Source organism: Psychrobacillus sp. FSL H8-0510, from assembly GCF_038008345.1.
Lineage (GTDB): Bacteria > Bacillota > Bacilli > Bacillales_A > Planococcaceae > Psychrobacillus > Psychrobacillus psychrotolerans.
Map to the genome: position 1 here is coordinate 296,021 of NZ_JBBOYZ010000001.1, position 23,260 is coordinate 319,280.

Annotated in this window: 22 protein-coding genes, 1 pseudogene and 1 riboswitch; of the genes and pseudogenes, 15 read left to right on the top strand and 8 right to left on the bottom strand. The window is 36.1% G+C overall.

Features of this window, described 5'->3' with window-relative positions; translation table 11 throughout:
- Positions 1 to 241 precede the first annotated feature (241 nt).
- The 3 genes and pseudogenes from MHI40_RS01490 to MHI40_RS01500 form a co-directional block, all read right to left on the bottom strand.
- Positions 242 to 3,126, bottom strand: a pseudogene (locus MHI40_RS01490) (DUF3427 domain-containing protein).
- A 33-nt stretch (positions 3,127 to 3,159) separates the two neighbouring features.
- Positions 3,160 to 3,558 carry a (deoxy)nucleoside triphosphate pyrophosphohydrolase gene (locus tag MHI40_RS01495; protein WP_340761235.1) on the bottom strand — a complete coding sequence of 133 codons (399 nt, stop codon included), beginning with the start codon at positions 3,556 to 3,558 and terminating at the stop codon, positions 3,160 to 3,162.
- Positions 3,559 to 3,928: 370 nt separating this feature from the next.
- A complete protein-coding gene (locus tag MHI40_RS01500; protein WP_340761236.1) occupies positions 3,929 to 4,060 on the bottom strand; it encodes a hypothetical protein in 132 nt (43 codons plus the stop codon).
- A 136-nt stretch (positions 4,061 to 4,196) separates the two neighbouring features.
- A riboswitch (PreQ1 riboswitch) is annotated at positions 4,197 to 4,243 on the top strand.
- Between the two features lie 130 nt (positions 4,244 to 4,373).
- Between MHI40_RS01500 and queF the strand changes: the two genes are divergently transcribed.
- The 8 genes from queF (at position 4,374) to MHI40_RS01540 (ending at position 9,544) form a co-directional block, all read left to right on the top strand.
- A complete protein-coding gene (queF, locus tag MHI40_RS01505; protein WP_093536326.1) occupies positions 4,374 to 4,874 on the top strand; it encodes a preQ(1) synthase in 501 nt (166 codons plus the stop codon).
- A 142-nt stretch (positions 4,875 to 5,016) separates the two neighbouring features.
- Positions 5,017 to 5,688 carry a 7-cyano-7-deazaguanine synthase QueC gene (gene queC, locus MHI40_RS01510; RefSeq protein ID WP_340761237.1) on the top strand — a complete coding sequence of 224 codons (672 nt, stop codon included), beginning with the start codon at positions 5,017 to 5,019 and terminating at the stop codon, positions 5,686 to 5,688.
- A complete protein-coding gene (locus MHI40_RS01515) occupies positions 5,685 to 6,224 on the top strand; it encodes a VUT family protein (protein WP_093536322.1) in 540 nt (179 codons plus the stop codon). Before queC ends, MHI40_RS01515 begins: the two co-directional genes overlap by 4 nt.
- 81 nt (positions 6,225 to 6,305) lie before the next feature.
- Complete coding sequence (locus MHI40_RS01520; RefSeq protein ID WP_340761238.1) at positions 6,306 to 6,503, top strand: TcaA NTF2-like domain-containing protein; 198 nt, start codon at positions 6,306 to 6,308, stop codon at positions 6,501 to 6,503.
- A gap of 91 nt (positions 6,504 to 6,594) precedes the next feature.
- A complete protein-coding gene (locus tag MHI40_RS01525) occupies positions 6,595 to 7,218 on the top strand; it encodes a hypothetical protein (RefSeq protein WP_093536318.1) in 624 nt (207 codons plus the stop codon).
- A gap of 434 nt (positions 7,219 to 7,652) precedes the next feature.
- Positions 7,653 to 8,174 (top strand): sigma-70 family RNA polymerase sigma factor, encoded by a 522-nt coding sequence (locus MHI40_RS01530; protein WP_340761239.1) that lies wholly within the window; start codon positions 7,653 to 7,655, stop codon positions 8,172 to 8,174.
- Positions 8,167 to 8,652, top strand: a complete 486-nt coding sequence (locus tag MHI40_RS01535; RefSeq protein ID WP_340761240.1) for a DUF4179 domain-containing protein — start codon at positions 8,167 to 8,169, stop codon at positions 8,650 to 8,652. The genes MHI40_RS01530 and MHI40_RS01535 overlap by 8 nt, the downstream gene beginning before the upstream one ends.
- Complete coding sequence (locus MHI40_RS01540) at positions 8,645 to 9,544, top strand: DUF5643 domain-containing protein (RefSeq protein ID WP_340764345.1); 900 nt, start codon at positions 8,645 to 8,647, stop codon at positions 9,542 to 9,544. Before MHI40_RS01535 ends, MHI40_RS01540 begins: the two co-directional genes overlap by 8 nt.
- Before the next feature lie 100 nt (positions 9,545 to 9,644).
- Here MHI40_RS01540 and MHI40_RS01545 read toward each other — a convergent pair whose 3' ends face one another.
- On the bottom strand, positions 9,645 to 10,463 hold the full coding sequence (locus tag MHI40_RS01545) for a purine-nucleoside phosphorylase (RefSeq protein ID WP_093536312.1): 819 nt from the start codon (positions 10,461 to 10,463) through the stop codon (positions 9,645 to 9,647).
- A 195-nt stretch (positions 10,464 to 10,658) separates the two neighbouring features.
- Between MHI40_RS01545 and MHI40_RS01550 the strand changes: the two genes are divergently transcribed.
- The 4 genes from MHI40_RS01550 (at position 10,659) to MHI40_RS01565 (ending at position 16,357) form a co-directional block, all read left to right on the top strand.
- The gene (locus tag MHI40_RS01550) at positions 10,659 to 11,972 is read left to right on the top strand and encodes a GHKL domain-containing protein (protein ID WP_340761241.1); all 1,314 of its coding nucleotides are present in this window, start codon (positions 10,659 to 10,661) and stop codon (positions 11,970 to 11,972) included.
- A 323-nt stretch (positions 11,973 to 12,295) separates the two neighbouring features.
- Entirely contained in the window at positions 12,296 to 14,035 is a 1,740-nt protein-coding gene (locus MHI40_RS01555; RefSeq protein WP_340761242.1) for a sensor histidine kinase, read from the top strand.
- Complete coding sequence (locus MHI40_RS01560) at positions 14,035 to 14,763, top strand: LytR/AlgR family response regulator transcription factor (protein ID WP_340761243.1); 729 nt, start codon at positions 14,035 to 14,037, stop codon at positions 14,761 to 14,763. The genes MHI40_RS01555 and MHI40_RS01560 overlap by 1 nt, the downstream gene beginning before the upstream one ends.
- Before the next feature lie 151 nt (positions 14,764 to 14,914).
- Positions 14,915 to 16,357, top strand: a complete 1,443-nt coding sequence (locus tag MHI40_RS01565) for a carbon starvation CstA family protein (protein ID WP_340761244.1) — start codon at positions 14,915 to 14,917, stop codon at positions 16,355 to 16,357.
- Positions 16,358 to 16,523: 166 nt separating this feature from the next.
- On the opposite strand, the gene MHI40_RS01570 is transcribed toward MHI40_RS01565, so the two are convergent.
- The 3 genes from MHI40_RS01570 to MHI40_RS01580 all read right to left on the bottom strand — a co-directional run bounded on the left by MHI40_RS01570 (position 16,524) and on the right by MHI40_RS01580 (position 19,366).
- Complete coding sequence (locus MHI40_RS01570) at positions 16,524 to 18,239, bottom strand: GMC family oxidoreductase (protein ID WP_093536304.1); 1,716 nt, start codon at positions 18,237 to 18,239, stop codon at positions 16,524 to 16,526.
- A 46-nt stretch (positions 18,240 to 18,285) separates the two neighbouring features.
- Positions 18,286 to 19,047, bottom strand: a complete 762-nt coding sequence (locus MHI40_RS01575; RefSeq protein WP_340761245.1) for a gluconate 2-dehydrogenase subunit 3 family protein — start codon at positions 19,045 to 19,047, stop codon at positions 18,286 to 18,288.
- A gap of 61 nt (positions 19,048 to 19,108) precedes the next feature.
- Entirely contained in the window at positions 19,109 to 19,366 is a 258-nt protein-coding gene (locus MHI40_RS01580) for a hypothetical protein (protein WP_093536300.1), read from the bottom strand.
- A 280-nt stretch (positions 19,367 to 19,646) separates the two neighbouring features.
- On the opposite strand from MHI40_RS01580, the gene MHI40_RS01585 reads away from it, so the two are divergent.
- The 3 genes from MHI40_RS01585 to MHI40_RS01595 are packed head-to-tail and all read left to right on the top strand — an operon-like array spanning position 19,647 to position 21,355.
- Positions 19,647 to 20,024 (top strand): PH domain-containing protein, encoded by a 378-nt coding sequence (locus tag MHI40_RS01585; RefSeq protein ID WP_340761247.1) that lies wholly within the window; start codon positions 19,647 to 19,649, stop codon positions 20,022 to 20,024.
- A gap of 15 nt (positions 20,025 to 20,039) precedes the next feature.
- Positions 20,040 to 20,651 (top strand): histidine phosphatase family protein, encoded by a 612-nt coding sequence (locus MHI40_RS01590; protein ID WP_340761249.1) that lies wholly within the window; start codon positions 20,040 to 20,042, stop codon positions 20,649 to 20,651.
- Positions 20,648 to 21,355: an alpha/beta fold hydrolase gene (locus MHI40_RS01595; protein WP_340761250.1), complete on the top strand. Its 708-nt coding sequence runs from the start codon at positions 20,648 to 20,650 to the stop codon at positions 21,353 to 21,355. Before MHI40_RS01590 ends, MHI40_RS01595 begins: the two co-directional genes overlap by 4 nt.
- Positions 21,356 to 21,533: 178 nt before the next feature.
- Here the strand turns inward: MHI40_RS01595 and MHI40_RS01600 are convergent, their stop codons facing one another.
- Positions 21,534 to 23,249 (bottom strand): GMC family oxidoreductase, encoded by a 1,716-nt coding sequence (locus MHI40_RS01600; protein WP_340761251.1) that lies wholly within the window; start codon positions 23,247 to 23,249, stop codon positions 21,534 to 21,536.
- Positions 23,250 to 23,260: the final 11 nt, after the last annotated feature.

The window sequence follows — 23,260 nt, forward strand, 5'->3', positions numbered from 1 at the left end:
TTATAAGTATGAGGAAAGTAGCATTCCCTTAGAATTATTCTTCTCTTGGATTTGTTTTCTTATGCTGTTTATTTACATGAAAATTGTCGATTTCCCGGGAAATATTTCGAATTACATCTAAACCTTTTCTTTTTACATTACCTGCAGATATATTTTAGGTGCGAGACTAGTATTATTACTTTATGATAAAAAAGTATCTTCACAGTAAAACTTCTGTTGAAGATACTCCTTTGCATTCTTATTATTCTTCCACTAAATAATGATATATATCGTATTGCACTGGCTGTTCAAGAATCATGTTCATAGTTACAACTGGAATCTGCTTACCGTTTTTGTCAAACATCACTTCTTCTTGTGGGCTATTTTCTGCAACCGTAGTCGTACCGACATAATAAAAATCAAAGCCTTCACCGTCGTCTTTTTTAGTGAATAAGTGAATGTCCAAATTAGTTTCTTTCGCTCGCAAAATAGCTTTAACCTCATTGGATTCTAATGTTAGTTTACTGCGAGTAAACCAGCGAAATAAATCGGGTGCCAAAAATTCATCGCCATATGCTACGCTCGAATCTACTTCGTCTTTTTTGTGATAGGTCACAAAAACTGGGCAAGTTCCATGTTTTACTCGATAACCATAGATTGTGGAGGAATCGTCCTTTGCCCAATTTAATAAACGACAAGTATCTCTTCGTGAATATTTTTTATAAAGAGTCAGTGGCCGTGTTTGATCATATTGTTTATTTTTAATTTGAGCGCAGATAACAATGTCTTCTATAAGATTTTTGTAGAATGGGTTACGCAAACTTGTTTGAATATCAGTATTAAATTGATATTTGTTATTAATTAATTCGATAATTGGCTTAGAACCAAATTTTATTTGGTCATTTGACACATGGAATTTTAATGCAAATATATTTTCTACTGATTCAATTGTTTCTTTATCTGCATATGTTCCAAAATCTTTTAATCTGCTAACATATTCATCTTTATTAATGGAATCATTTTGAAGTAGAGAATCTACTAAAAGAACTTCATGTATTCTTTTCCCATTTAAAATTTCTTTTGAAAGCATTGTCAGAATGGCTATTTCATACTCAGTGAGTGAAGGCATTACTTCTTTCATTTTTAGCAAAAATGCATAGTAATTTTCTGAGTAACCGGTGATGACTTCAGGGTCCAGTGAATTCTGTTCAATAAAATCGTACATTGTGGGTATTCTTCCAAGACGGTTCTTTACTTCCGTATAGGAATCTCTTAGTGTTTTTAAAGTCGAAAGATTTGTGTTGTTAATTGCATCAAAAATGCGTTTCTTAGCAATCTCTTCAAAGTTTATTGTTGAAACACCTTGGATATAGTCAGTATTAACCGTTCTACGGCGGACATTATCCTTATTCATGGATTGGTCACCTGAAAGAGCAATAGGGATTAAATAGTTGTTTTTATAGTTGCCGATGAAATCAATAATAGTTACATACTCTTTTTCATTATGCTTGCGTAGTCCACGTCCCAGTTGTTGAATAAAAATTATACTTGACTGTGTTTGGCGTAGCATGATGATTTGGTTTAAAAACGGAATATCAATACCCTCATTAAAGATATCTACGGTTAAAATATAATCTAGTTGGTATTGTTCTAATTTGCGAATTGCATCTTCTCTTTCAGGTTGTGAATTATCACCTGTAAGGGCAATAGTTTTTAAGCCTTGGGTATTTAACACTTCTGAAAGGGCATGTGTTTCTTGCTTAGAGCTACAGAAAATTAATCCTCGTACCCGCTTTCCTGAATAGCCATAGTAGTTAACTTTTTCGAGAATATGATGAACACGCTCTTGCGATACAAGTTTTTGCAAGGTAGATGTGTCATCAATTATTTCTCCATTCCTCTCATAATCTATCACACCAAAGTAATGAAATGGACAAAGCATTTCCTCTTCAAGAGCGGCCTGTAGCCGAATTTCATAAGCTATATTGTAATCAAAGAGCTCAAAGATGTTAAAGCTGTCGGTACGTTCAGGAGTCGCTGTCATTCCAAGTAAGAAATTAGGCTCAAAATAATTAATAATATTCAGGTAAGAATCTGCACCTGCACGATGTACTTCATCTATTAAAATATAGTCGAATTCATCTTTTGCGAATTGTTGTAAATGCCGTTCTGAAGAGAGAGTTTGAACTGTTGCAAATAAGTATCTTGCGCTTGTATCTTTTGAATTACCTGAAAGTATTCCAAACTCATCTTCATGACCCCCTAATACTTTTCGGTAGTCTTGAAGTGCCTTCTTTAAAATTTGTTCCCTATGAACAACAAAGAGCATCTTTTTAGGGGCAAAGTTACGAACATCAAAAGCAGATAGATATGTTTTTCCTGTACCAGTCGCAGAGATTATTAATCCCTTTTTAGCACCGGTATCACGAAGATTCTTTAATTGTTTCAGCGCATATTTTGCATTTTATTTGGTTGAATAGCAAGACTATCGGCCAATTGGTTTGTGAGATATTCTGCGTTCACTTCAAATACGTTGGAGGTTGCCTGATTAACAAAGGGCTGTTGTTCATAATTCAGATTGTAGTTGTTAATCCATTCTACAGTTAGAGGGATGGCTTCATTCCATGCTTCTTCAAACTGATTCTTAAAGTGGTGGATGATTTCTCCATCTTCCAAAGAAGTTAAATAGATATTCCATTCATAGTTAGCTTTTAAAGCGCTATCCGTTAGATTTGAGCTTCCTACTATTAAAGAATAATAGTCTTTATGTTCGAATATATAACCTTTAGAGTGGAAGCCTTTCACGCCAGTCAGACGGACTTCGACATTGTCTAGTTTTAATAATTCTTTAAACATTTTAGGTTGATTGAAATTTAAAAAAGTAGATGTCATAATGCGGCCTTTGATACCTTTTAGCTGCAAGTCTAATAGCATAGTTTTTAAAGTTGCTAAACCACCCTCAGTAATAAAAGCTACGGAAAAAGTGAAGGTTTGGCACGTTTTCATCTCTTGAAGAAGTGTGGATAAAACATTTTCATGTGCTTTATTTGATAGCAGCTTAGGCTTAAACTGTCCTGAAACGGGATTACTTTTATCAATAAAGCCTTTATGTAAGGAATTTTTCATTTTGCGAATTAGTTGATCCAACTTGACCACTTCTTTTCATTCAAATTTTCCAAATTACATACTTTCATTCGCTATTTTTTCAACTGCTGGAATATCAGCAGCAGCAAAGTTCAGTGTATGTAAATTTTCCCGAGTAACCCATCTTGTGTCGGCATGCTCCGTTGCAATTGGAGTACCATTTAATAATTTCGCTTTATAAGTTTCGAGTCTGACGATAAATTTTTCATATTCATAAGTCGTATCTTCTACTTTTTGACCAACCACAATTGTACAATTAAATTCTTCTGTAATTTCTCGTTGTAAAGCCTGTTCGGGTGTTTCTTCAGCTTCAATTTTACCACCCGGGAACTCCCAAAGATCGGGAAGTGACATAATGGGACTTCTTAACGCACAAAATATTTCGCTTTTCTCATTTTCAATAATTGCCCCAACTACATGGACTAATTTTTTCATTATGTATCACCCTAATTTCAGTTTATACCTATATCATAGCTGATTTTAAAGTAATGATCAGCAAGTAACTTTAAATGATAGGAATTTACTGATTGTTATATATCTAACTGTGGTTTCTATATGGGTATTAATAGAGGGGGAACATATATGATCTGCTGTTTGTTTAATAATTTATGAATGGGGTGGTATTTAAAGCTGATTGGAGAAAATGTTAAGTAGATATAGTACGGAGAGATATACAGTGAAGGCAATGAGGAACTTATTGGATAAGCCGGGGTAGGGAGTACGTATAACAAAAAGTAGATACTCCACATAGTAGAGGTATCTACTTTTCTATGTTTCTGAGTCTCTTTGATAATCTAAATCTCTCCTAGGCTAAGATAGTTTGTAATATAAGCTTTAATAGCTCTTCTGTTGTTTCGGGTAATTGTTCGGGTAAGCTTAATGGATGTTTCATCTCTGTTCCTCCTTTAATCTCGTATTCTATTATCAATATAGGCAATCTAGTTAAAATTTATGCATGATATTATAAAAAAGTTTTGAATCTCTTAAATGGAGATTTGGAAATTCATTTGACTAGAATGCCTATTTGACGTCTTGGTCAATATTCTATATTATGATTGCATACCCGTACTTGACCGGGAGAGGTTCATAGCTTATACCCTCTATAAAAAACTATGGATACATGACTATTCGCCATGTCCATATAATTTGGACGTGGCTTTTTTGTTTTTATCCTTTTGTTTGTATAGATTGGTCTGTGAAGCCTCTTTTGAAAGTGTTGGGAAACATTTTTTATAGGAGGTTTTTTTATTATGTCTGGAAGAAGTCATGATGAAGGTTTGAAGGATTTAACACTGTTAGGGAACCAAGGCACAAAATATTCATTTGATTATGCACCTGAGGTATTGGAGTCGGTAGATAATTTACATTCTACTCGGGATTATTTTGTGAAGTTTAACTGCCCAGAATTCACAAGTTTGTGCCCAATTACCAATCAGCCGGATTTTGCAACGATGTACATCTCGTATATACCGGATAAAAAAATTGTAGAAAGTAAATCGTTAAAATTATATTTATTTAGTTTCAGGAATCACGGGGATTTCCATGAGGACTGTGTGAACATCATCATGAACGATTTAATCGAATTGCTAGATCCAAGATATATCGAAGTATGGGGTAAATTCACTCCACGTGGAGGTATTTCTATTGATCCTTGGTGTAATTATGGAAGACCTGGAACGAAATATGTAGAAATAGCAGATTTTCGTTTGATGAACCATGACTTATATCCAGAGAAAATTGATAATCGTTAATGGAATAATCATATGAAAGGCAGAAGTGCTAAAATCCTGAAACTAGGGGCTAGGCGCTAGAGATAGACAATCTAAAAAATTCAGAAGATGACAGCATTCTTCCTTATGGTGCTGTTTTGTCGATATAAGGGAGTTTAAACGGGTGAAGCAGGAAAAGGCAATTATTGTGTTTAGTGGAGGACAGGATAGCACGACCTGTCTGTTTTGGGCAAAAGAACGTTTTAAAGAGATTGAGGCAGTGACTTTTGATTATGGGCAAAGACATAGTCTTGAAATCGAATGTGCAAAGGAAATAGCTAAGGAGCTTGGTGTAAAGCATCACATTCTGGATATGTCGCTTTTAAATCAGTTGGCACCGAATGCTTTGACGCGAGATGACATAAAGGTAGAGGACGGGGAAGATGGGGGATTGCCGTCGACTTTTGTACCTGGTCGAAATCTGCTCTTTTTATCTTTTGCTGGGGTCTTAGCGAGCCAGGTAGGTGCAAAGCATATCGTAACTGGAGTGTGTGAAACTGATTTTAGTGGTTATCCAGATTGTCGTGATATTTTCGTGAAATCCTTAAACGTCACATTAAATCTTTCTATGGATACTACTTTTGTGATCGATACACCACTCATGTGGTTGGACAAGGCACAAACATGGGAACTTGCAGATCAGCTTGGAGCGCTCGAATTTGTTCGAGAGAAAACGTTGACTTGTTATAACGGTGTAATAGCAGATGGCTGTGGGGAATGCCCAGCATGTAAGCTGAGAAATAAAGGATTAGAAGATTATTTAACTTCTAAATCTATTGAAGGAGTAACATTATGAGAATTTTATTTTATTTAGTATCGATTGTGATTGCTAATGTCGTAACAGCAGCTTTTGCACCTTTACAGTTCGGGATGTTTATCGTCCCTATGGGAACATTGTTCGTGGGTGCTACCTTCATTTTTAGAGATCTTGTACAAAACAAATATGGTAGAGCAAAGACGTACTTATTCATTTTCATAGCTTTAGCATTATCAGCATTAGTGTCATTTATGTTGGGAGATACATTATTAATTGTATTTGCATCGGCAATTTCATTTGTTGTTGCTGAAACAGCAGATACAGAGATATATACAAGATTGAAACTACCCATGGCTTGGCGTGTATTCTATAGTGGGATTGTTGGTGGATTCCTGGATTCAGTCATTTTTGTCATAATAGGCTTGAGTCCTCTGGGAGCAAATATTCTTCCATGGGAAGCCGTGCCAGCCGCTATTGTAGGGCAAATTATCGTGAAAACCGTTATTCAGACAATCGGAGCGCTTATTTTGAGTCGGGTTTATGTAATGAAGGAAAAACGTCTTCTTTCTGAATGATTATATAAAAATTAAAATATTATAATTTAGCCTTCCAATAGACTTGGAAGGCTATTTATGATTTTACAGATTATGTAGGGGATGACCTTTGACTTCACTAATAATACTGTTACTGGTGTAGAGATGTATGATGATTATGCACTAGTTTCTACTAACGAGGAATTTGATTTTATAAATGCAGCTGGTGAATACACGTATTACAATCGGAATAAAGTATACACGGTAGTAATCAATAGTTCGGGTTATTATCAAATTACGAATATAGACATTTACGAATGATATGGTTGTAACAAGGTAATTACTTGAATACCCTAGTAATCTCCAGTAGACTAATAATTACCATAATTGACAACTGAGGAGAGAAATGCCCATGGAGATTTCTATAACAAAAGCTTTACGTGAGTTAAAAACATTGGATGCGCGCATTTTAAAAAAGATTAATGAGACAACTTTCGCAGCCTCTAAAAAACCGAAAGAGAATATTCGTGGATTTAAGACCGTTGAGGAGTTTGAAAAGGAAGCGAAAGAAAGTATACAATCCATAAAAGATTTGATGGATCGCAGAAAACAAATCAAAAAATCGATTGTAGAATCTAACGCTACAACTTTAGTAGAGGTTTCCGGAGTCAAAATGACGGTGGCTGATGCAATTGAGCGTAAAAACTTTATTGAAATTGAAAAAACTCTCCTTCGTAAGATGAATAACGATTATGCTCAGTCTCAGGAAAAAGTAGAAGTGAATAATGAACTTGCACAAGATCGATTAGACACACAGTTAAATAATATGATTTCTAAAGATGGTAAAACAGATTTAACAGCGGTGGAAGGCTACAAAAAGTTGTTTTGGGAATCTGAGGAAACAAAACTAATTGACCCGATCCACATAAAAGAAATCACCACTAAGATGACTTTAGATATTGAATCCTTTGAAGATGACGTAGATGTAGCGCTAAGTGAAATTAATGCTCGTACACTAATCACTATTAAACAATAAGTAAGCTTGGAATTTGCTGTTATAGCGAAAAAGAAGAAAGTTTCCCCGTTTGCAGGGTCTGGGTAAATCCCTGCTCCCAACTATAGTATTTACGAAAGCTATAAAGCTTAAAGCTCAACCCTTAAAGCTAAAAGGTTAACCATCAAAGCTCTTATATTCTAACGCTCAATATTTAGCGATAAAAAATCTATAAAATCTCGGATAACAGGTGCCGTAGGATTTGAAACTTCCTTTCTTCGCCTCCGAGCAGCTATGACAGCACAAAAAGAGTGGTCCTTCAGGATCGCTCTTTTTGTTTGCATTTTTTTCTTCCTGCACCATCCTGCAGATTCCTGAGTAATAATTTAGAATATTAGTTAATTACCCAATTTTTTAAAAACTTTTTTCGCAGTTGTAAGTCTAATAAATAGGGACGATTGAAATGAGGTGATATTTTGAGTGAAAAGATGTTAGTAAGGAAAGCGATTAAAGGGGATGAAGAAGCTTTTTTAGCGTTAATCCATTCATATGAAGAGGCATTATATCGAACGGCTATTTCTTATTTAAAAAATGAAGGAGATGCACTAGAAGCCCTTCAGGAAGTGACATATAGAGCTTTTATAGGTATAAAAACAGTAAGAGAGCCAGCCTATTTTAAAACATGGCTAATTCGAATTATGATGAATTACTGTCAAGATATCCTTAAGAAGAGCAAGTGGGAAGTACCAGATGATAGGATATTTTACATACAAGGAATAAGAGAGGACTATAACTTTTTTGAGGTTGAAGAGGCTCTATTAAGTTTATCTGATTATGAAAGAGAGTTATTACATTTAAAATACTTTGAAGATGTCAAAATAAAGGACATTGCTGTTATGTGGGATACACCAGAAGGAACAATTAAAACAAGGCTACATAAAGCATTAAGAAAACTTAGGACGGGATTTGAAGAGAGAGGAGAGGTTAAACGTGTTTGAGGAGGAAAAGAAGAAATTGGAGCAGAGAAAGAAGTCGATTTATCAGGTTCAAGTATCCAAAGATAAGCTATATTCCGCCGTGCAAATTGGATTCGAGAAAGAAAAAAAAGAAAGGATGTTAAAAAGAACCAAGTTGATAAAACGGAGTTCATGGTCGGTAGTAATTGCTGCCATCCTTCTCATTTCTTTTTTCACATCCATCTCCATATCTCCTGTTTTTGCAAGTAAGGTTGCATCTATTCCAGGGATGGAACGAATTATTGCACTTATTCAGCAAGACAGAGGTTTAATAGCTGCCGTTGAAAATGACTTTTATCAACCATTGAATCTCTCTCAAGAAAAGAACGGCATAATGGTTACACTCGATGGAGTAATCGCAGACAAGAAAGGAATAGTTGTTTTTTACTCTGTCCAATCTAAGGAGAAGAATCAGCCTTTAGAAGCCTTTAGAAATAGAATATTTGAAGCTAGTGAATGAAAATTACAGTAATTTGCCTGTAAATGACACTACTTTTTGGGCTTCGGAAAAATCAATAATTGAAGAAAAGGTATTTAGCTCTATAATGACACTTGAATCTGTAGAAAATCAAATAGTAGGTGATGGTAATATTTTATGGACGATTGGTTTGAAGAAAGCAGATAAATTGGAGCATTTTCAAATTCCATTTAAGTTTAAAAAGTCTAGTTTAGTAAGTAAAACAATCGCTTTAAATCAAGAAGTTTCAATTGAAGGTCAACGAATTATAGTGCAAAAAATTACAATTGATCCAATTCGTGCAGAAGTTAAATTAAAAGTAGATCCGAACAACTCCAAAAAAATATTTTCATTTAATAATATGAAGTTTATGAATGATATCGGTAATGAATGGATGATTAATAATATTGGGACTTCATTTAGAAGTTTAGATGAAACTGATTGGACTATAAAATCTCAAAGTCCTTACTTTAACGACTCTGATAATCTAAAATTAGTATTTGGAAAAATAGGAGCTATTGACAAAGGCGATGCATTTATTTTAATAGATACTGAATCAAAGAAGTTTTTGAGGAAACCTTCTGGGTCTATCTTCTCTGATTTAGAAATTGAGAACCGTAAAGTTAGTTTTACAATGGACGTAAATGGAGAAGATACTATGTTAGTATCCTCAAGTTTTGTAGATAATGATGGAAAAGAATTTTTTATAAAATATGACTTTACTAATCCTATGCCAGGGAAAAAGTATGTAAAGGGATTTTATAAGAAAACAGATGAGAGAGGATTAAAAATTGAATTTGAACTTCCAATGGAATCTATTCAAAGTCCCTTGCGATTCGATATAGTTTCTTACCCATCTTGGATAGAAGAGGACGTCGAGCTAGAGGTCAAATAATAAAACGAGATTCTGAGAACAAATTTCTTCATTGTTCGAGAATCTCGTTTTTTAAAGAGAGAAATAAAAAATATTAATGTTTTAGTTTTAACTATTTAACTTAGATCTCTTCCAAAATTCCTTTAACTAATCCAACGAATTTAACTCTTACTTTTCCAGCAACGTCAATTACTTCCTCATGATTTAGTGGCTGATCTAATATTCCACTTGCCATATTCGTAATGCAAGAAATACCAAGTACTTTCATACTGCTGTGAGTAGCTACAATTGCTTCGGGAACGGTAGACATACCAGCTGCGTCAGCTCCTAGAGTGCGGAACATACGAATTTCTGCAGGAGTTTCATAAGTTGGTCCACTCCACCAAGCATATACACCTTCTTGCAAATGAATATTTTGATCATTTGCTACTTTAGCTGCAATACTACGTAGCTCTTTGTTATATACTTCTGATAAATCCGGGAAACGGGTGCCTAATTCGTCATTATTTGGTCCCATTAAAGGATTGGCCCCGACTAAGTTAATGTGGTCTGTAATTAACATTAAGTCACCTGGGTTAAAGCTAGTATTTACTGCACCACATGCATTGGTAATAATTACTTTTTCTATACCAAGTGCTTTCATAACACGTACTGGGAAGGTTACTTCATCTAACGTGTAGCCTTCATAGTAGTGAAAGCGTCCTTTCATAGCAGCAACTATTTTTCCGTTTAATTCTCCGATAACTAGTTCATTTGCATGTCCAATTGCTTCAGATTTCGCAAAATGGGGGATCTCGCTATATGGAATTTTGGTGGGGTTCTTAATTTCATCGGCAAGCGAACCTAAGCCTGAGCCAAGAATCATTCCGATTACAGGACGATGACCTGTCTTACTCACAATATAATCTCTAGTTTCTAAAATGTTTTCCATGTTGTGCATCATAATTCCTCCTTGAAATGGTGCGTAAAAAAACAATACAAATGTAGTATACACTCTAAAAGTGGTAATGCAAAAATGGGATATGTGTACATTCAAGGTTATTGTTGGTGATTTATAGTATAATTACATTATTTACTAGATATTTGTCGAATAATCTTGTTTTTAATAGAAATAAACTAAGGAAGTACTAAATATATGAAAAGTCATAAAGTAAAAGTAATTTTCTTCTTGTCTGTTGTATTATTACTCTTTTTTTCTGCTTTAAATGTGTATACCTCATATGTGAGGATGAAACATACAATCGAAGAATCAGTTGCAAACCAAAGTTTAGAGGCTGCCAAATCCATAGCTTCCTCAATAGATGTAGAAACGTATCAGAAATTTTTGGATAAGCCAGAGAAAAATGAACACTTTCGAGAAATTCAAATCTATTTAAGTGATGCTCGAGAAAAGTTGGGCTCCTTATATGTTTACACACTAGAGGTCGATAATCCTAAGGTTTCTAAAACAATGATACTAGGTCATTCTGGTGAGATTGAGAGCTTAGTTGATTATCCGATAGGGTTTGCATGTACGGTACCAAAAGAGCAAGTTAAAAAAGCTTATGAAGGACAAACTTATATAACCAGTGTGCTGAAGGATCCAGGTTATGGAGATTATTTATCTGTTGGTGCCCCTATTAAGAACGAAGAAGGAAAGATACTGGGGTATTTAGGTATCGATACTAGTGCAGATACCATCAACCAGATTAAAGGTGCTGCACTAGAAAGGAATATACTAGCCTTAATATTCAACGGACTCTTTGTTTTTATCGTGATTGTCTCCTTTTTGTTTATGCAAAGATGGTACAGAAGAGAGGTTGCTAAGGAAGTTGGGTATACAGAGGATACATATCAAACAGAGATGAAAACGCTAATAACCTCTGTTTCTTCGTTACAACATGATTTTTCAAATCATATTTTAGTTTTGCATGGACTCTTAAAAATAGGTCAGTCGGATAAGGCATTACAATATGCTTCCTCTCTTTTTAAGGAAGTAGAAGCAATAGAATCTATAAAAATAGATATAGCTCATCCTGGGCTTTCCATTTTGTTGCAAACGAAGAGAATTGCTGCTCAAAATAATCGTATTAAAATGGATATTGTGATTTCTCCTGTTTCCTTTGACTGTATAAAAACAACTGATTTAATTATTATTTTGTCTAATTTAATCGATAATGCGATGGATGCAACAATGGAGCTACCTGAGGGAGAACGTAGCATACTCATAGAGTGTTCATCCAATAATACTCATTATGTATTTATAGTCACTAATACAGGAACTGCAATTTGCGATAAAGAACTAATCTTTAAACAAGGGCATTCTACCAAAAAAGAAGAACAAGGAAAAATAAGGGGGCAGGGCTTGTTTATTGTGAAGGAAGTTGTAAATGGTTACAACGGAAATATTTCTATTGAATCATCAGCCGATTTAAAAACAACTGCCATAGTGGAAATCCCTCTAAAGTAATTTTCCACTTCGTTCATATACCTACTATAAAAAATAGATACCCTACCCAAATAGAGGTGTCTATTTTTCTTTAAAAAACAGAAAATTACTTGCACGTGAATAAATTTCTATACGTGCCAAGGGCTATCCCGAGCAAACGAAACACCTTTAAAGAGACAAACACAAAAAGGTCAGCCAAAATATGAAATTATGAAATGGATTCAGCCAATTTGATAATTCCAAACTGTAAGAATCTGGTGCACTTCTTCCGAAATAAGATATGTATCATCTTGTTTATACAGTATAATTTAAATAATCTGTTTGTTTTGTAAGGTGGGATTCTGTTGTTGGACTTGCTAGCTATAATGCTTGAGAGGGTTGGCATGATTGTTGCCGTTGCCTTTATTTTGACTCGTTTTCAGTTTTTTAAAAACTTAGTGTATCGTGATAAATTGAATCGCAAGCAGGAGATTGCGGCGATCATATTTTTTGGCTTTTTTGGTATTGTGGGAACGTATTTTGGAGTTGCACTCGATACGAATTCACTGCATTTTAATAGTGTCGCAACAGTTTTGAGTTCAGAGGAAGCTATTGCAAATTCACGTGTTATAGGTGTGGTCGTTGCAGGTCTGTTAGGCGGCTACCGTGTGGGGATTGGTGCGGGACTGATTGCAGGTATTCATCGTATGACATTAGGTGGATTTACAGCTGTGTCTTGTGGTCTGTCAACTATCATAGCGGGAGCTGTTGCAGGAATATTTTATCGAAAAGAAAGGGCACTTAAACCGCTTACTGTCTTTGCTATTGGGGCATTTACTGAAGCGATGCAAATGTCTATGATTTTATTGATATCAAAACCATTTGAGCAATCACTTACATTGGTTAAGATCATTGGTATACCGATGATTTTAGCTAATGGTGTAGGAACTGCACTATTTATACTGATTGTCTATAATGTGATCAGCCAACAAGAGAAAGTATTGGCATTGCAAGCACAGAAAATGCTGCGTATTGCAAATCAAACACTAAGCTACTTACGCACCGGCATGAACACTGTCACTGCACAAGCCGTTTGTAATATTCTATTCCGTGAATTACAACCAAGTGCTGTTGCTATGACCAACCAAACGGACATTCTTGCGCATGTTGGAATTGCCAGTGATCATCATAAGGGGGGTAGTCCGATTCGGACAGATGAAACCAGAAATGTCATACAACATGGAGAGGTAGTTGTTGTCAATGATGGCACCATTCACTGCAATTATCCAGGCTGTCAATTAGGAGCAGCAGTCATTGTCCCACTTATACAGCGTGGAGAAACCATTGGCACACTGAAACTATACTATCCATCTGAAAAAGTCATAACTGAAGATAATATTGAACTAATTGTCGGATTGAGCTCCCTATTAAGTAACCAGCTAGAAATTGCTGAAACTGATCATGCTTATCAGTTGGCAAAAGAGGCTGAAATCAAAGCGTTACAGGCGCAAATCAATCCCCACTTTTTATTTAATTCTATGAATATTATTGTGTCGTTGATTCGCACAGATCCTGATCGGGCAAGGAAACTACTGACGTCATTATCCTATTTTTTGCGACAAAATGTCACAGGGACAACTGCGTCTCAAATAACACTTGAGCAAGAGCTATTGCATGTTAAAGCTTATTTGGAAATAACAGAAGCTAGATTTATAGATCGACTGACCATTTTATATGACGTGGATGAACATTTGCTAAATGAAAAGATTCCTCCTTTCACATTACAGCCCATTGTTGAAAATGCTATTCACCACGGCATTAAGGATATGGAAAATAATAGTGTGGTTAAGATGACGGTACGTGACTTTGATGCAGAAATTGAGATTATGGTGAAAGACAATGGGAAAGGGATATTACCTGAACGACTCGCTGTTCTGGGCACAATGCCGCTCGAGTCCGAATCAGGAACTGGAGTAGGATTATTCAATATTAATAGTAGACTACTAATGACGTTTGGAGACCAGGCGGGTTTAAAGATTGTAAGTAAAGAGAATGAAGGAACAGCTATTTCCTTTAGAATTCCTAAATTGGGGGGGAATGCCTGATGGGATCGATTACTATATTGGTTGTAGATGATGAACGCTATGCACGAGAGGAATTAACGTATTTACTAGGTAAGTTTCCAAGAGTTCAAGTGGTAGGGGAGGCAGAGAGTGGAGAGGCTGCAATTTTAAAGGCATTACAGATCCATCCGGATGTTGTTTTTCTAGATGTCGAGATGCCTAAAATGAATGGAATAGAAGTAGCTAAAACCTTGTCGGGGTTTAAAAAAGTGCCACTCATCATTTTTGCAACGGCTTATCCACAATTTGCGGCAGAGGCCTTTCGGATTAATGCCGTCGATTATTTATTGAAACCGTACGATGAAAGACTACTAGAGCAAACGATAGACCGAATAGAAAAGACGTTATATCCCGCACCAACGGCTGACAGTATGGAGAAGCTTGGGAAATTGGCGATAGAAACTGGCGGTGACATCGATTATATTCTACCGCAGAATATTTTGTATATCTATCGAGATGACAAAGTAACGAAAATTATTACGCAAACCGATGGATATGATGTGCGGACAACTTTGAAAGAGCTTGAAAGTCGTTTAGTACCATTTTCATTTTTTCGAATTCATAAAGGATATCTCGTTAATTTGAAATACGTCAGCCGCTTAACACCATGGTTTAATGGTGCTTATCAGCTAGAGTTGGAAGGATTAGAACAGAAGCTTTCTGTCAGTAGAAATTACGTTAAAGAATTACGCCAGCGTTTAGAACTGTAATAACGTGTTATCTCCCACTATTTGCATGTTAAACTCTTAAACTTGCATGTTGCACCGAAATACTCCTATTTTTGAAAATTTGCCATAAACTAAATATACCTTATGGCAAGAAAAACTAAATTCAGAAATAGAAGGAAATAGGAGGGCTCACATGATTACATTTTTTTGTGCAATTGCACTATTAATTATCGCGTATTTTACTTATGGGAAATTCATTGAAAAGATTTTTGATCCTACAGATGCTCGAAAAACACCTGCATATGCAAATGCAGACGGCGTTGACTTCGTACCGATGAATAAACAAAAAAATGCGCTCATTCAGCTGCTTAATATAGCAGGAACAGGTCCAATATTTGGACCAATTATGGGTGCGTTATTCGGACCAGTCGCTTTCTTATGGATTGTTTTAGGAGCCATTTTTGCAGGGGCTGTACACGACTATTTAACGGGTATGATCTCCATTCGCAACAAAGGTGCACATATTCCAGAGTTAGCTGGAAAGTTCTTAGGTAACGTTTCGAAACATATTGTAAACGTTTTCGCATTACTGCTTCTTTTATTAGTCGGGACAGTATTTGTAACAACACCTGCCTCTTTATTAGCGCTATTAATGGATGGTAAAGTAGCTTTATGGATATTGATTGTTGTTATTTTTATTTATTATTTCTTATCTACAATTCTTCCAATAGATAAAATTATCGGGAGACTGTACCCATACTTTGGCGCAGTACTACTGATTGGTACCGTGGGGGTTGGAGTTGCTTTACTAGTCTCTGATTATACAATTCCAGAATTGTCGTTAACAAACATGCACCCAGATAATGTACCAATTTTCCCGATTCTGTTCTTTACGATTACATGTGGTGCACTTTCTGGCTTTCATGCGACACAATCACCAATTATTTCGAGAACTGTCGAAAAAGAATCACAAGGTCGTTATGTATTCTATGGCATGATGATTACGGAAGCAGTCATAGCGATGATCTGGGCTGCAGCGGCAATGAGTATGCTAGACGGACAAACATTAAGTGAATTTATCGCAACAGGGACACCTTCTGCAGTAGTTAATGAAGTATCCATGACTTTATTAGGAGCTATTGGTGGAACAATTGCGGTACTGGGTGCTGTTGTACTACCAATTACATCAGGTGACACAGCGTTCCGTGCTGCACGTTCAATCATTGCAGATTATTTGAAAATTGATCAGAAAAAAGTGGCGAAACGTTTGATGATTGCTGTTCCATTGTTTGCTATATCGGCGATGTTAACGCAAATTGATTTCAACATCTTGTGGAGATATTTCTCTTGGGCAAACCAAGCAACAGCGGCAATCGCCTTATGGATTGCGACAATGTATTTGTTCATTAAAGGAAAGAACTACATTGTGTCGCTAATACCAGCACTGTTTATCACTTATATGGTTTTTGTCTATATCTTAAACGCAAAGATTGGATTTAGGTTAGACTTGGAACTATCCTTCTATATTGGAATAGTATTAACAATTATTTTGACAATCATGTTCTTTATTAAAGCAAAAAATAATAGAGCAAACCAGATTGAAACGGATGTAGTAGTGGATAATGTGACTGAATAACAGTAAATAGGGTTGCATGAACTAAATAACGGAGAAACGAAATAGTTTCTCCGTTATTTTTTAAATACCCTCCTAAAATTGGGGGTTAGTAAGAAAAAGCTACTCACTTCTTTAATAAAAAGAAGTGAGTAGCTTTTTGTTGTTGACTAATTCTATGAAATTAATACTAAATTAACGATCCACCTTTTTCCATATACTTAAGAATACCTTCAGCCGCACGGTAAGATAATGCACCTACAGTACCAGTTGGGTTGTATCCAGCATTTTGCGGGAATGAAGAAGCCCCTACAACAAATAGATTTTCAACATCCCACATTTGTGAGTAGTTGTTGACTGCAGACGTCTCAGGATCTGCACCCATAATTACACCACCAGTATTATGAGTGGATTGATATTCAGCTACATTGTAAGGCCCTAGATCTCCACTAACATCCACATGATTCGCACCCATTTCTTTCAGAATTCCTTCACACTTTTCAGCCAAGTACTTCGTCAATTGACGATCTTGTTCTTCGAAGTCAAAAGTGATTCGAACTAATGGATCTCCAAATGCATCGTTATAAGTAGGGTCTAAGTCTAGGAAATGTTGCTTATAAGCCATCGAAGCACCCTCACCACTTACCGTTAAGGAAGCATTTGTATATTTTAGGGAAGCATCTTTGAAATCTTTACCCCAAGATTTTGTGCCAGATGGAACTTGGTTGTTAGCGATAGGTCTTTGTCCTGTTTGACCAAGGATAATCATCCCACCGTGAATAAAATCTAAATCAGTGTGATCAAAGTTATCTCCGTTAAAATCATCAATAATCATACCTAAACCGCCGGCACCAGCAAAGTTGTTGAATTTATGATCATCGAAGAATCCAGTTGCTCTACCTTTACGAATTTGATAGGCATAGTTTTTCCCAATAACGCCAGTACCAGTAGTTGGGTCATAAGGTCTTCCAATTCCAGAAAGTAATAGAAGACGAACGTTTGTAAATACATATCCTGATAATACGACAACATCAGCTGATTGTTCAAATTCTTCCCCAGTAGTTAAATCTGTGTAAAGAACTCCGGTAGCTTTTCCGTTTGAGTATAAAATACGACGTACTTCAGAATGTGGACGAACTTCAAAGTTGCCAGTAGCTTTTGCAACTGGCAGTACAGTTACACCAGGCTCTGCTTTTGCACCATATTCACAGCCAAAACGCTCACAAAATCCACAATATTGGCAAGCAACTCGAGAAATTCCATCTGGGTTTGTATAATTTTCAGATAGATTGGCAGAAGGTTGCACATACGGATGATAACCCATTTTTTTTGTAGCCTCATCAAATAAGCGCATTGCCTCTGTTTTTTTCATCGCCGGAGTAGGGAATGGGTTAGAGCGTCTTCCACCTAGTGGATTGTCTTCGCCAGAAATACCTGCCATTTTTTCGTATTGATCATAATAAGGTTCAATCTCATCATATGTAATACCCCAGTCTTGGATAGTCATATCAGCAGGTATTTTATCTAAACCATATTTTTCAATTGTTTTACTACGCAGTTCAAAATCATATGGAAGGAAACGGAAGTTTTGACCGTTCCAGTGGGCACCAGAACCACCAACACCAACACCGAGTAAGAATGAACCATAAGATCTCATAGGAAGAGAGCGCATTTTGTCGTTATTACGGAAAGTAATTGTTTCTTTTGAAAGATCTTGCATCATTTCATGTCGAACTGCATATCTAAGCTCATCATGGGCCATAAAATAATCTTCTGTTTTTCTCTCTTTACCGCGCTCTAATCCAACAACCTTTTTACCTTGTTTTGTCAGCTCAGCCGCGATGATACCAGCGGACCAACCAACACCTATTGTGACAACATCTACTTTAGGTAATTTTGTTACCATTATTATTTCCCCCTCAATCGTCAATTTCTATATAGCTATGATTCTATTAATGTTTGTGCTGAGAATTTAACGCCATCGGTTCAATCTTCGTAAATTCTTTTTCAATAATATCCAGGAAGCTCATCTGATGTCCTGGGAAATTCTTCATCTTCCAGCCTTCCATATTTGCATTACCACCATATAGAGGATCAGCGTAAGCGCCTTCAATTGTTGCTGTTCTTAGGACACCAAAGAAATGAGCAGAGGATACACCTTTAAGCTCCACATTTCCATCAGCGAACTCGGTTAATATTGCGTCTTGTTCATCTTCCGAAAGTTCTATGAAAGATTTATCATATGTTTTTAAGCTGTGATCTTGGATTCCTTTTAAACCAATTTCAAAGATTTGTTGACGATTTTGGCGACCTTGATAACCTTGGGTATCTTCTCCAGGGAAGAATGGTCCAGATGTATATTCTTTTGATCCCATGCCCCAAGCACCTGAAAGTTGATGGTCAATATAGTAGGCAACAAGTAATTCTTTTGCACCAGGACCGTTTTCATCTTTCGGGAAAATTCTCTCAGAAGCAGCTTCCGTTATACGATATTGTTCGGGTGTAAAGTACATTAAAGCAACATTTGGGTTAGAAGGAGCAGTACTTGAGTGCACATTTGTTTCATTCGTTGTAGTCTTTCCATCCTTTACGAGAAGACTCCCTAGGGCTCCTCCTAAAACGACGCCACCAACTGTTAAACCTGAGTTTTTGATGAAAGTACGTCTCGATGAACGTTTGTCTAAAACAGGTGTATTTTTTTTCTGTTCAGTCATAATATAACCTCCTATATAAGTAGTTGAGAATTTTAACTAGGTAAATATTTATGCAAAAAAATTAATGGATAATGGAATGCCAGTTATAGACGATAGAAAACAGTACAGTAAATACAATTAAAGAGCTTATAAAGTACAAATGTTGTTTTCCTGTCCAACAAAGAACGATAATGGCTAGACCAAGACCCGAGCCTACTAAAGCAAACCATGGGAATGCACTATTATAGAAGAAAAGAGCTAGAGCAAAATCAGCTACTATAAATAATGCCAATAATACTTGATTCAAAATTTTTAATTCTTCCAAATTATATTGCGTCACTTTATTTCTCCTTTGACATATACTATTTGTTTAGTAAATTTTATTTATACTAATTATTAAAGAGTAATAATACAAAACAAATCGTACTCAGTGTATCTTATTTTTATCTTGGTTTCTAGATAATATTTGCAAAAATTAAATAAAAAAATATTCAGATAATGAAATATGTTACTATGCGATAGCAATATATTGTAATTGGGAGTAGGCTTTTTTCATATCCTAGCAGGAGATTGGGATACAACTATTGAATAGTTACTAAAATGTATTAGGGGGAATAGAGATGGGATTTTTAGATGGGCTAATGGGGAATGTGTCGGAGATAGAAAATAGCCAGGTTGAAAGTGAGTTAAAGGATTTACTAGCCTCTTCTGAAAAGGTGGAACATGCGTATAAACTTATCCGGGATTTAATCGTTTTTACAAACAAGCGGTTATTGCTTATTGATAAACAAGGTATGAGTGGAAAAAAGGTAGAGTATCATTCTGTTCCATATAGAAGTATCGTTCATTTTTCAATTGAAACTGCTGGCACCTTTGATCTGGACGCGGAACTAAAAATTTGGTTATCGGGAAGCTCAGTTCCTATACAAAAGAAATTCAATAAAACCCTAAATATATATAAGGTACAAAGTGTATTAGCAGAATATGTAATGCGTTAAAAGGGAGATGTGCAGGTGGAGTTACTTATTATACGACATGGACAATCGGAGGCAGATTTACTGGGAGTGCATGAAGGAAGAGCAGACTTCGCCTTGACTAAATTAGGGGAGCTGCAAGCAAATACAATGGGGGCATACGTAGCAAAACATCTACCACCTGATATTATCTTAGCAAGTCCTTTATTAAGAGCAAAGGGCACTGCCGAAATACTACAAAAATTCGTCGGCTGCAACTTGCTCATTGAAACTGATTTAATGGAATTTAATAATGGTGTGCTAGCGGGACTTTCTAAGGAGGTAGCTCGGGTGAAGTATCCACTACCTCTAGCAGGAAGACCATTACATATTCCTATTGAACAGGGTGAATCAGAATTAGAGTTTCGCTTTCGTGCAGAAAGAATTTTTCACAAAATCATCCAAGATTATCAGGGATATAATCGGGTGGCAATTGTCTCTCATGGTGGGTTTATCTCTCAATTCATCAAAGCATTTTTAAAGCAGCCTAATGAAAGTGAATTTGGGTTTGCGACAAGTGATACCGGACTCCATCTATTAGAAATAAAAGAGAAGGCAAGGATTATTAGGTTTCTAAATAAACAGGAACATTTAAAAGGTGAGATAGATTGATATTGCATACAAATGTTATGGGTAATGGGAAACCTATCGTTTTTGTACATACAGGTTTGCAAACTGGATTATTAGATTTTGAGTTTCAAAGAGAGTATTTTAGCTATAATTACCAAGTGATTTCTCCAGACTTGAGAGGTCATGGTCGATCTATAACAGAAAATATACAAAATTTCTTTGAGGATTCTGCAAAGGATTTATTGGAAACGCTGGATTATTTAAAAGTTTCTGCTGTTCATCTCGTAGGGTGTTCGTTGGGTGCACTTGTAGCGATTAAATTTGCACACATGTTTCCAGAAAGGGTTATTACGTTAGCTATTTCAGGAGTTACACCAGTAAAGCCGGACAACTGGTTGGAAATCCATAAGGAAGATGTTAATGGGCAAAATAATTTATTACAAAACAAAGAATTCGCTAATTACTTTGATCACCTACATGAATCTGATTGGCGACAGTTCATTCATTTTGGAAAAAGCGAAAACTGGTATCCATTTGAAGATGTAAAGGCAGTAACAAAATTTGAATTCCCAGTACTATTCATCGTAGGGGAGAAAAAGCGGAATGAAACTATCGGTGCATCCATTTATCCTGAGATAAATTCAAAAGTACGTATTGCAATTGTACCGTTTGCAGGGCATTTGGTTCATGATGAACAGCCTGAAATTTACACAAAGATATTAGAAGTATTTATAAAGACTGTGTAAGTTTCTTAGAAACCAAAAGAGTAGTTGGAAGTTTGAGGATGAATCCATATATTAAAAAACTGCTACCTTCTTTGATGGAAAGAAGGTAGCAGTTTTTAAGTTGTTGGCTAATTCTATGAGTAGAAATTATCGTTATAGTTAAGCAAATATTATTTGTTCATTTAGAAGCGTCTCGTTTTTAAACTAAAGATCCGCCAGTTTTTAAGTATTTTTCAATACCTTCAGCAGCACGATATGCTAATGCGCCAACAGTGTTCGTTGGGTTGTATCCTGAGTTTTGTGCAAAGGCACTTGCACCTGGTACGAATACGTTTTCACAATCCCACATTTGTAGGTAACTGTTTAAAGCACTTGTTTCTGGGTCAGCACCCATAATTACTCCACCAGTATTATGAGTAGACTGATAGTTACGAATATCGTAATCGCCGATTTCATCACCAGTCATTTTAACTTCTTTTGCACCCATTTGCTTCATGATCTCAGCACATTTTTCGCCCATAAATTTCATTAGTTGACGGTCTTGGTCTTTCCAATTGAACGTCATTCTAAGTAATGGGTCACCGAATGCATCTTTATACGTTGGATCTTGATCGATGTAATTATCTTGCCAAGGAAGGGAAGCTCCTTGTGCTTTAATGATAAGAGCTCGGTTTGCGTTTTGGACAGAAGCGTCTTTAAACTCTTTGCCCCAAGTTGGAACGTTTGGTGGTACGTGATTATTCGCAATAGGGCGATCCCCTAGTTGTGTAATATGAATTGTAGCACCATGTAAGAAATCTAAGTCAGTGTGATCAAAGAAGTCTCCATTGAAGTCATCAATTTGAGCTCCTAGAGCACCTGCTCCAGCATACATATTAAAATCTTTATCGAAGAAACCAACAGCAGTACCCAAATATGTTTGATATGCATAGTTTCTACCAATAACTCCTGTACCAGTAACTGGATCATATGGGCGTCCAAGTTGAGAATTTAATAGAAGTTTAATATTATTCATTTGATAGGCTGAAACTACAACTACATCTGCCTCTTGAATAAACTCTTCACCAGTACGTGTGTCTACATAAAGTACACCTGTAGCTTTTCCGTTCGTGTGTAGAACTTTACGTACTACACAATGAGGCCGAACTTCGAAGTTCCCTGTTTCCTTAGCTACAGGTAATACTGTAACTACTGGTGATGCTTTCGCTCCATATTCACAACCAAAACGTTCACAGAAACCACAATATTGGCAAGCGCTACGAGCAATACCATCTGGATTTGTATATGGTTGTGTTAAATTGTTGGATGGCATATGGTATGGATGATATCCAAGATCTTTAGTTGCACTTTTGAATAATGCTGTAACAGGTGTTTCCAACATTGGTGGATTAGGATATTTAACTTGTGGAGAACCAGGCAATGGATTCGGTTCGCCGCCAATACCAGTCATAGCATCGAATTTATCAAAGTAAGGTTCTAACTCTTTGTAAGTTATACCCCAGTCTTGAAGCATCATCCCTTTAGGGATTTTACCTTTTCCGTAACGTTTAACAGTTTCTGAATAGATCTCGAAATCGTATGGTAAGAAGCGGAAAGTTTGTCCATTCCAATGCTCTCCTGAACCACCTGTTCCCTCTCCAATTAAGAAGCTACCCCATTCACGATAAGGTAATGCTCGTTGTGTCGTATTATGACGGAATGTAAGTGTTTCTTTTGAAAGATCCTGCATCATTTCTTTACGATCTGCGTATCGTAATTCGTCGTGAGCCATAAAATAATCTTCAGTAGAACGTTCTTTACCACGTTCAATACCTACCACTTTATATCCTTTTTTTGTAAGTTCAGCTGCAATAATACCGCCTACCCAACCTACCCCTACTAAAACTATATCTGTTTTTGGTAATTTAGTTGCCAAAGTTTTTCACC

Coding starts and splice junctions, on each gene's coding strand:
- MHI40_RS01495 (WP_340761235.1), bottom strand. CDS start 3,558: ATGAAAAAATTAGTCCATGTAGTTGGGGCAATTATTGAAAATGAGAAA.
- queF (WP_093536326.1), top strand. CDS start 4,374: ATGTCTGGAAGAAGTCATGATGAAGGTTTGAAGGATTTAACACTGTTA.
- MHI40_RS01515 (WP_093536322.1), top strand. CDS start 5,685: ATGAGAATTTTATTTTATTTAGTATCGATTGTGATTGCTAATGTCGTA.
- MHI40_RS01520 (WP_340761238.1), top strand. CDS start 6,306: ATGACCTTTGACTTCACTAATAATACTGTTACTGGTGTAGAGATGTAT.
- MHI40_RS01525 (WP_093536318.1), top strand. CDS start 6,595: ATGGAGATTTCTATAACAAAAGCTTTACGTGAGTTAAAAACATTGGAT.
- MHI40_RS01545 (WP_093536312.1), bottom strand. CDS start 10,463: ATGCACAACATGGAAAACATTTTAGAAACTAGAGATTATATTGTGAGT.
- MHI40_RS01550 (WP_340761241.1), top strand. CDS start 10,659: ATGAAAAGTCATAAAGTAAAAGTAATTTTCTTCTTGTCTGTTGTATTA.
- MHI40_RS01560 (WP_340761243.1), top strand. CDS start 14,035: ATGGGATCGATTACTATATTGGTTGTAGATGATGAACGCTATGCACGA.
- MHI40_RS01565 (WP_340761244.1), top strand. CDS start 14,915: ATGATTACATTTTTTTGTGCAATTGCACTATTAATTATCGCGTATTTT.
- MHI40_RS01570 (WP_093536304.1), bottom strand. CDS start 18,239: ATGGTAACAAAATTACCTAAAGTAGATGTTGTCACAATAGGTGTTGGT.
- MHI40_RS01575 (WP_340761245.1), bottom strand. CDS start 19,047: ATGACTGAACAGAAAAAAAATACACCTGTTTTAGACAAACGTTCATCG.
- MHI40_RS01585 (WP_340761247.1), top strand. CDS start 19,647: ATGGGATTTTTAGATGGGCTAATGGGGAATGTGTCGGAGATAGAAAAT.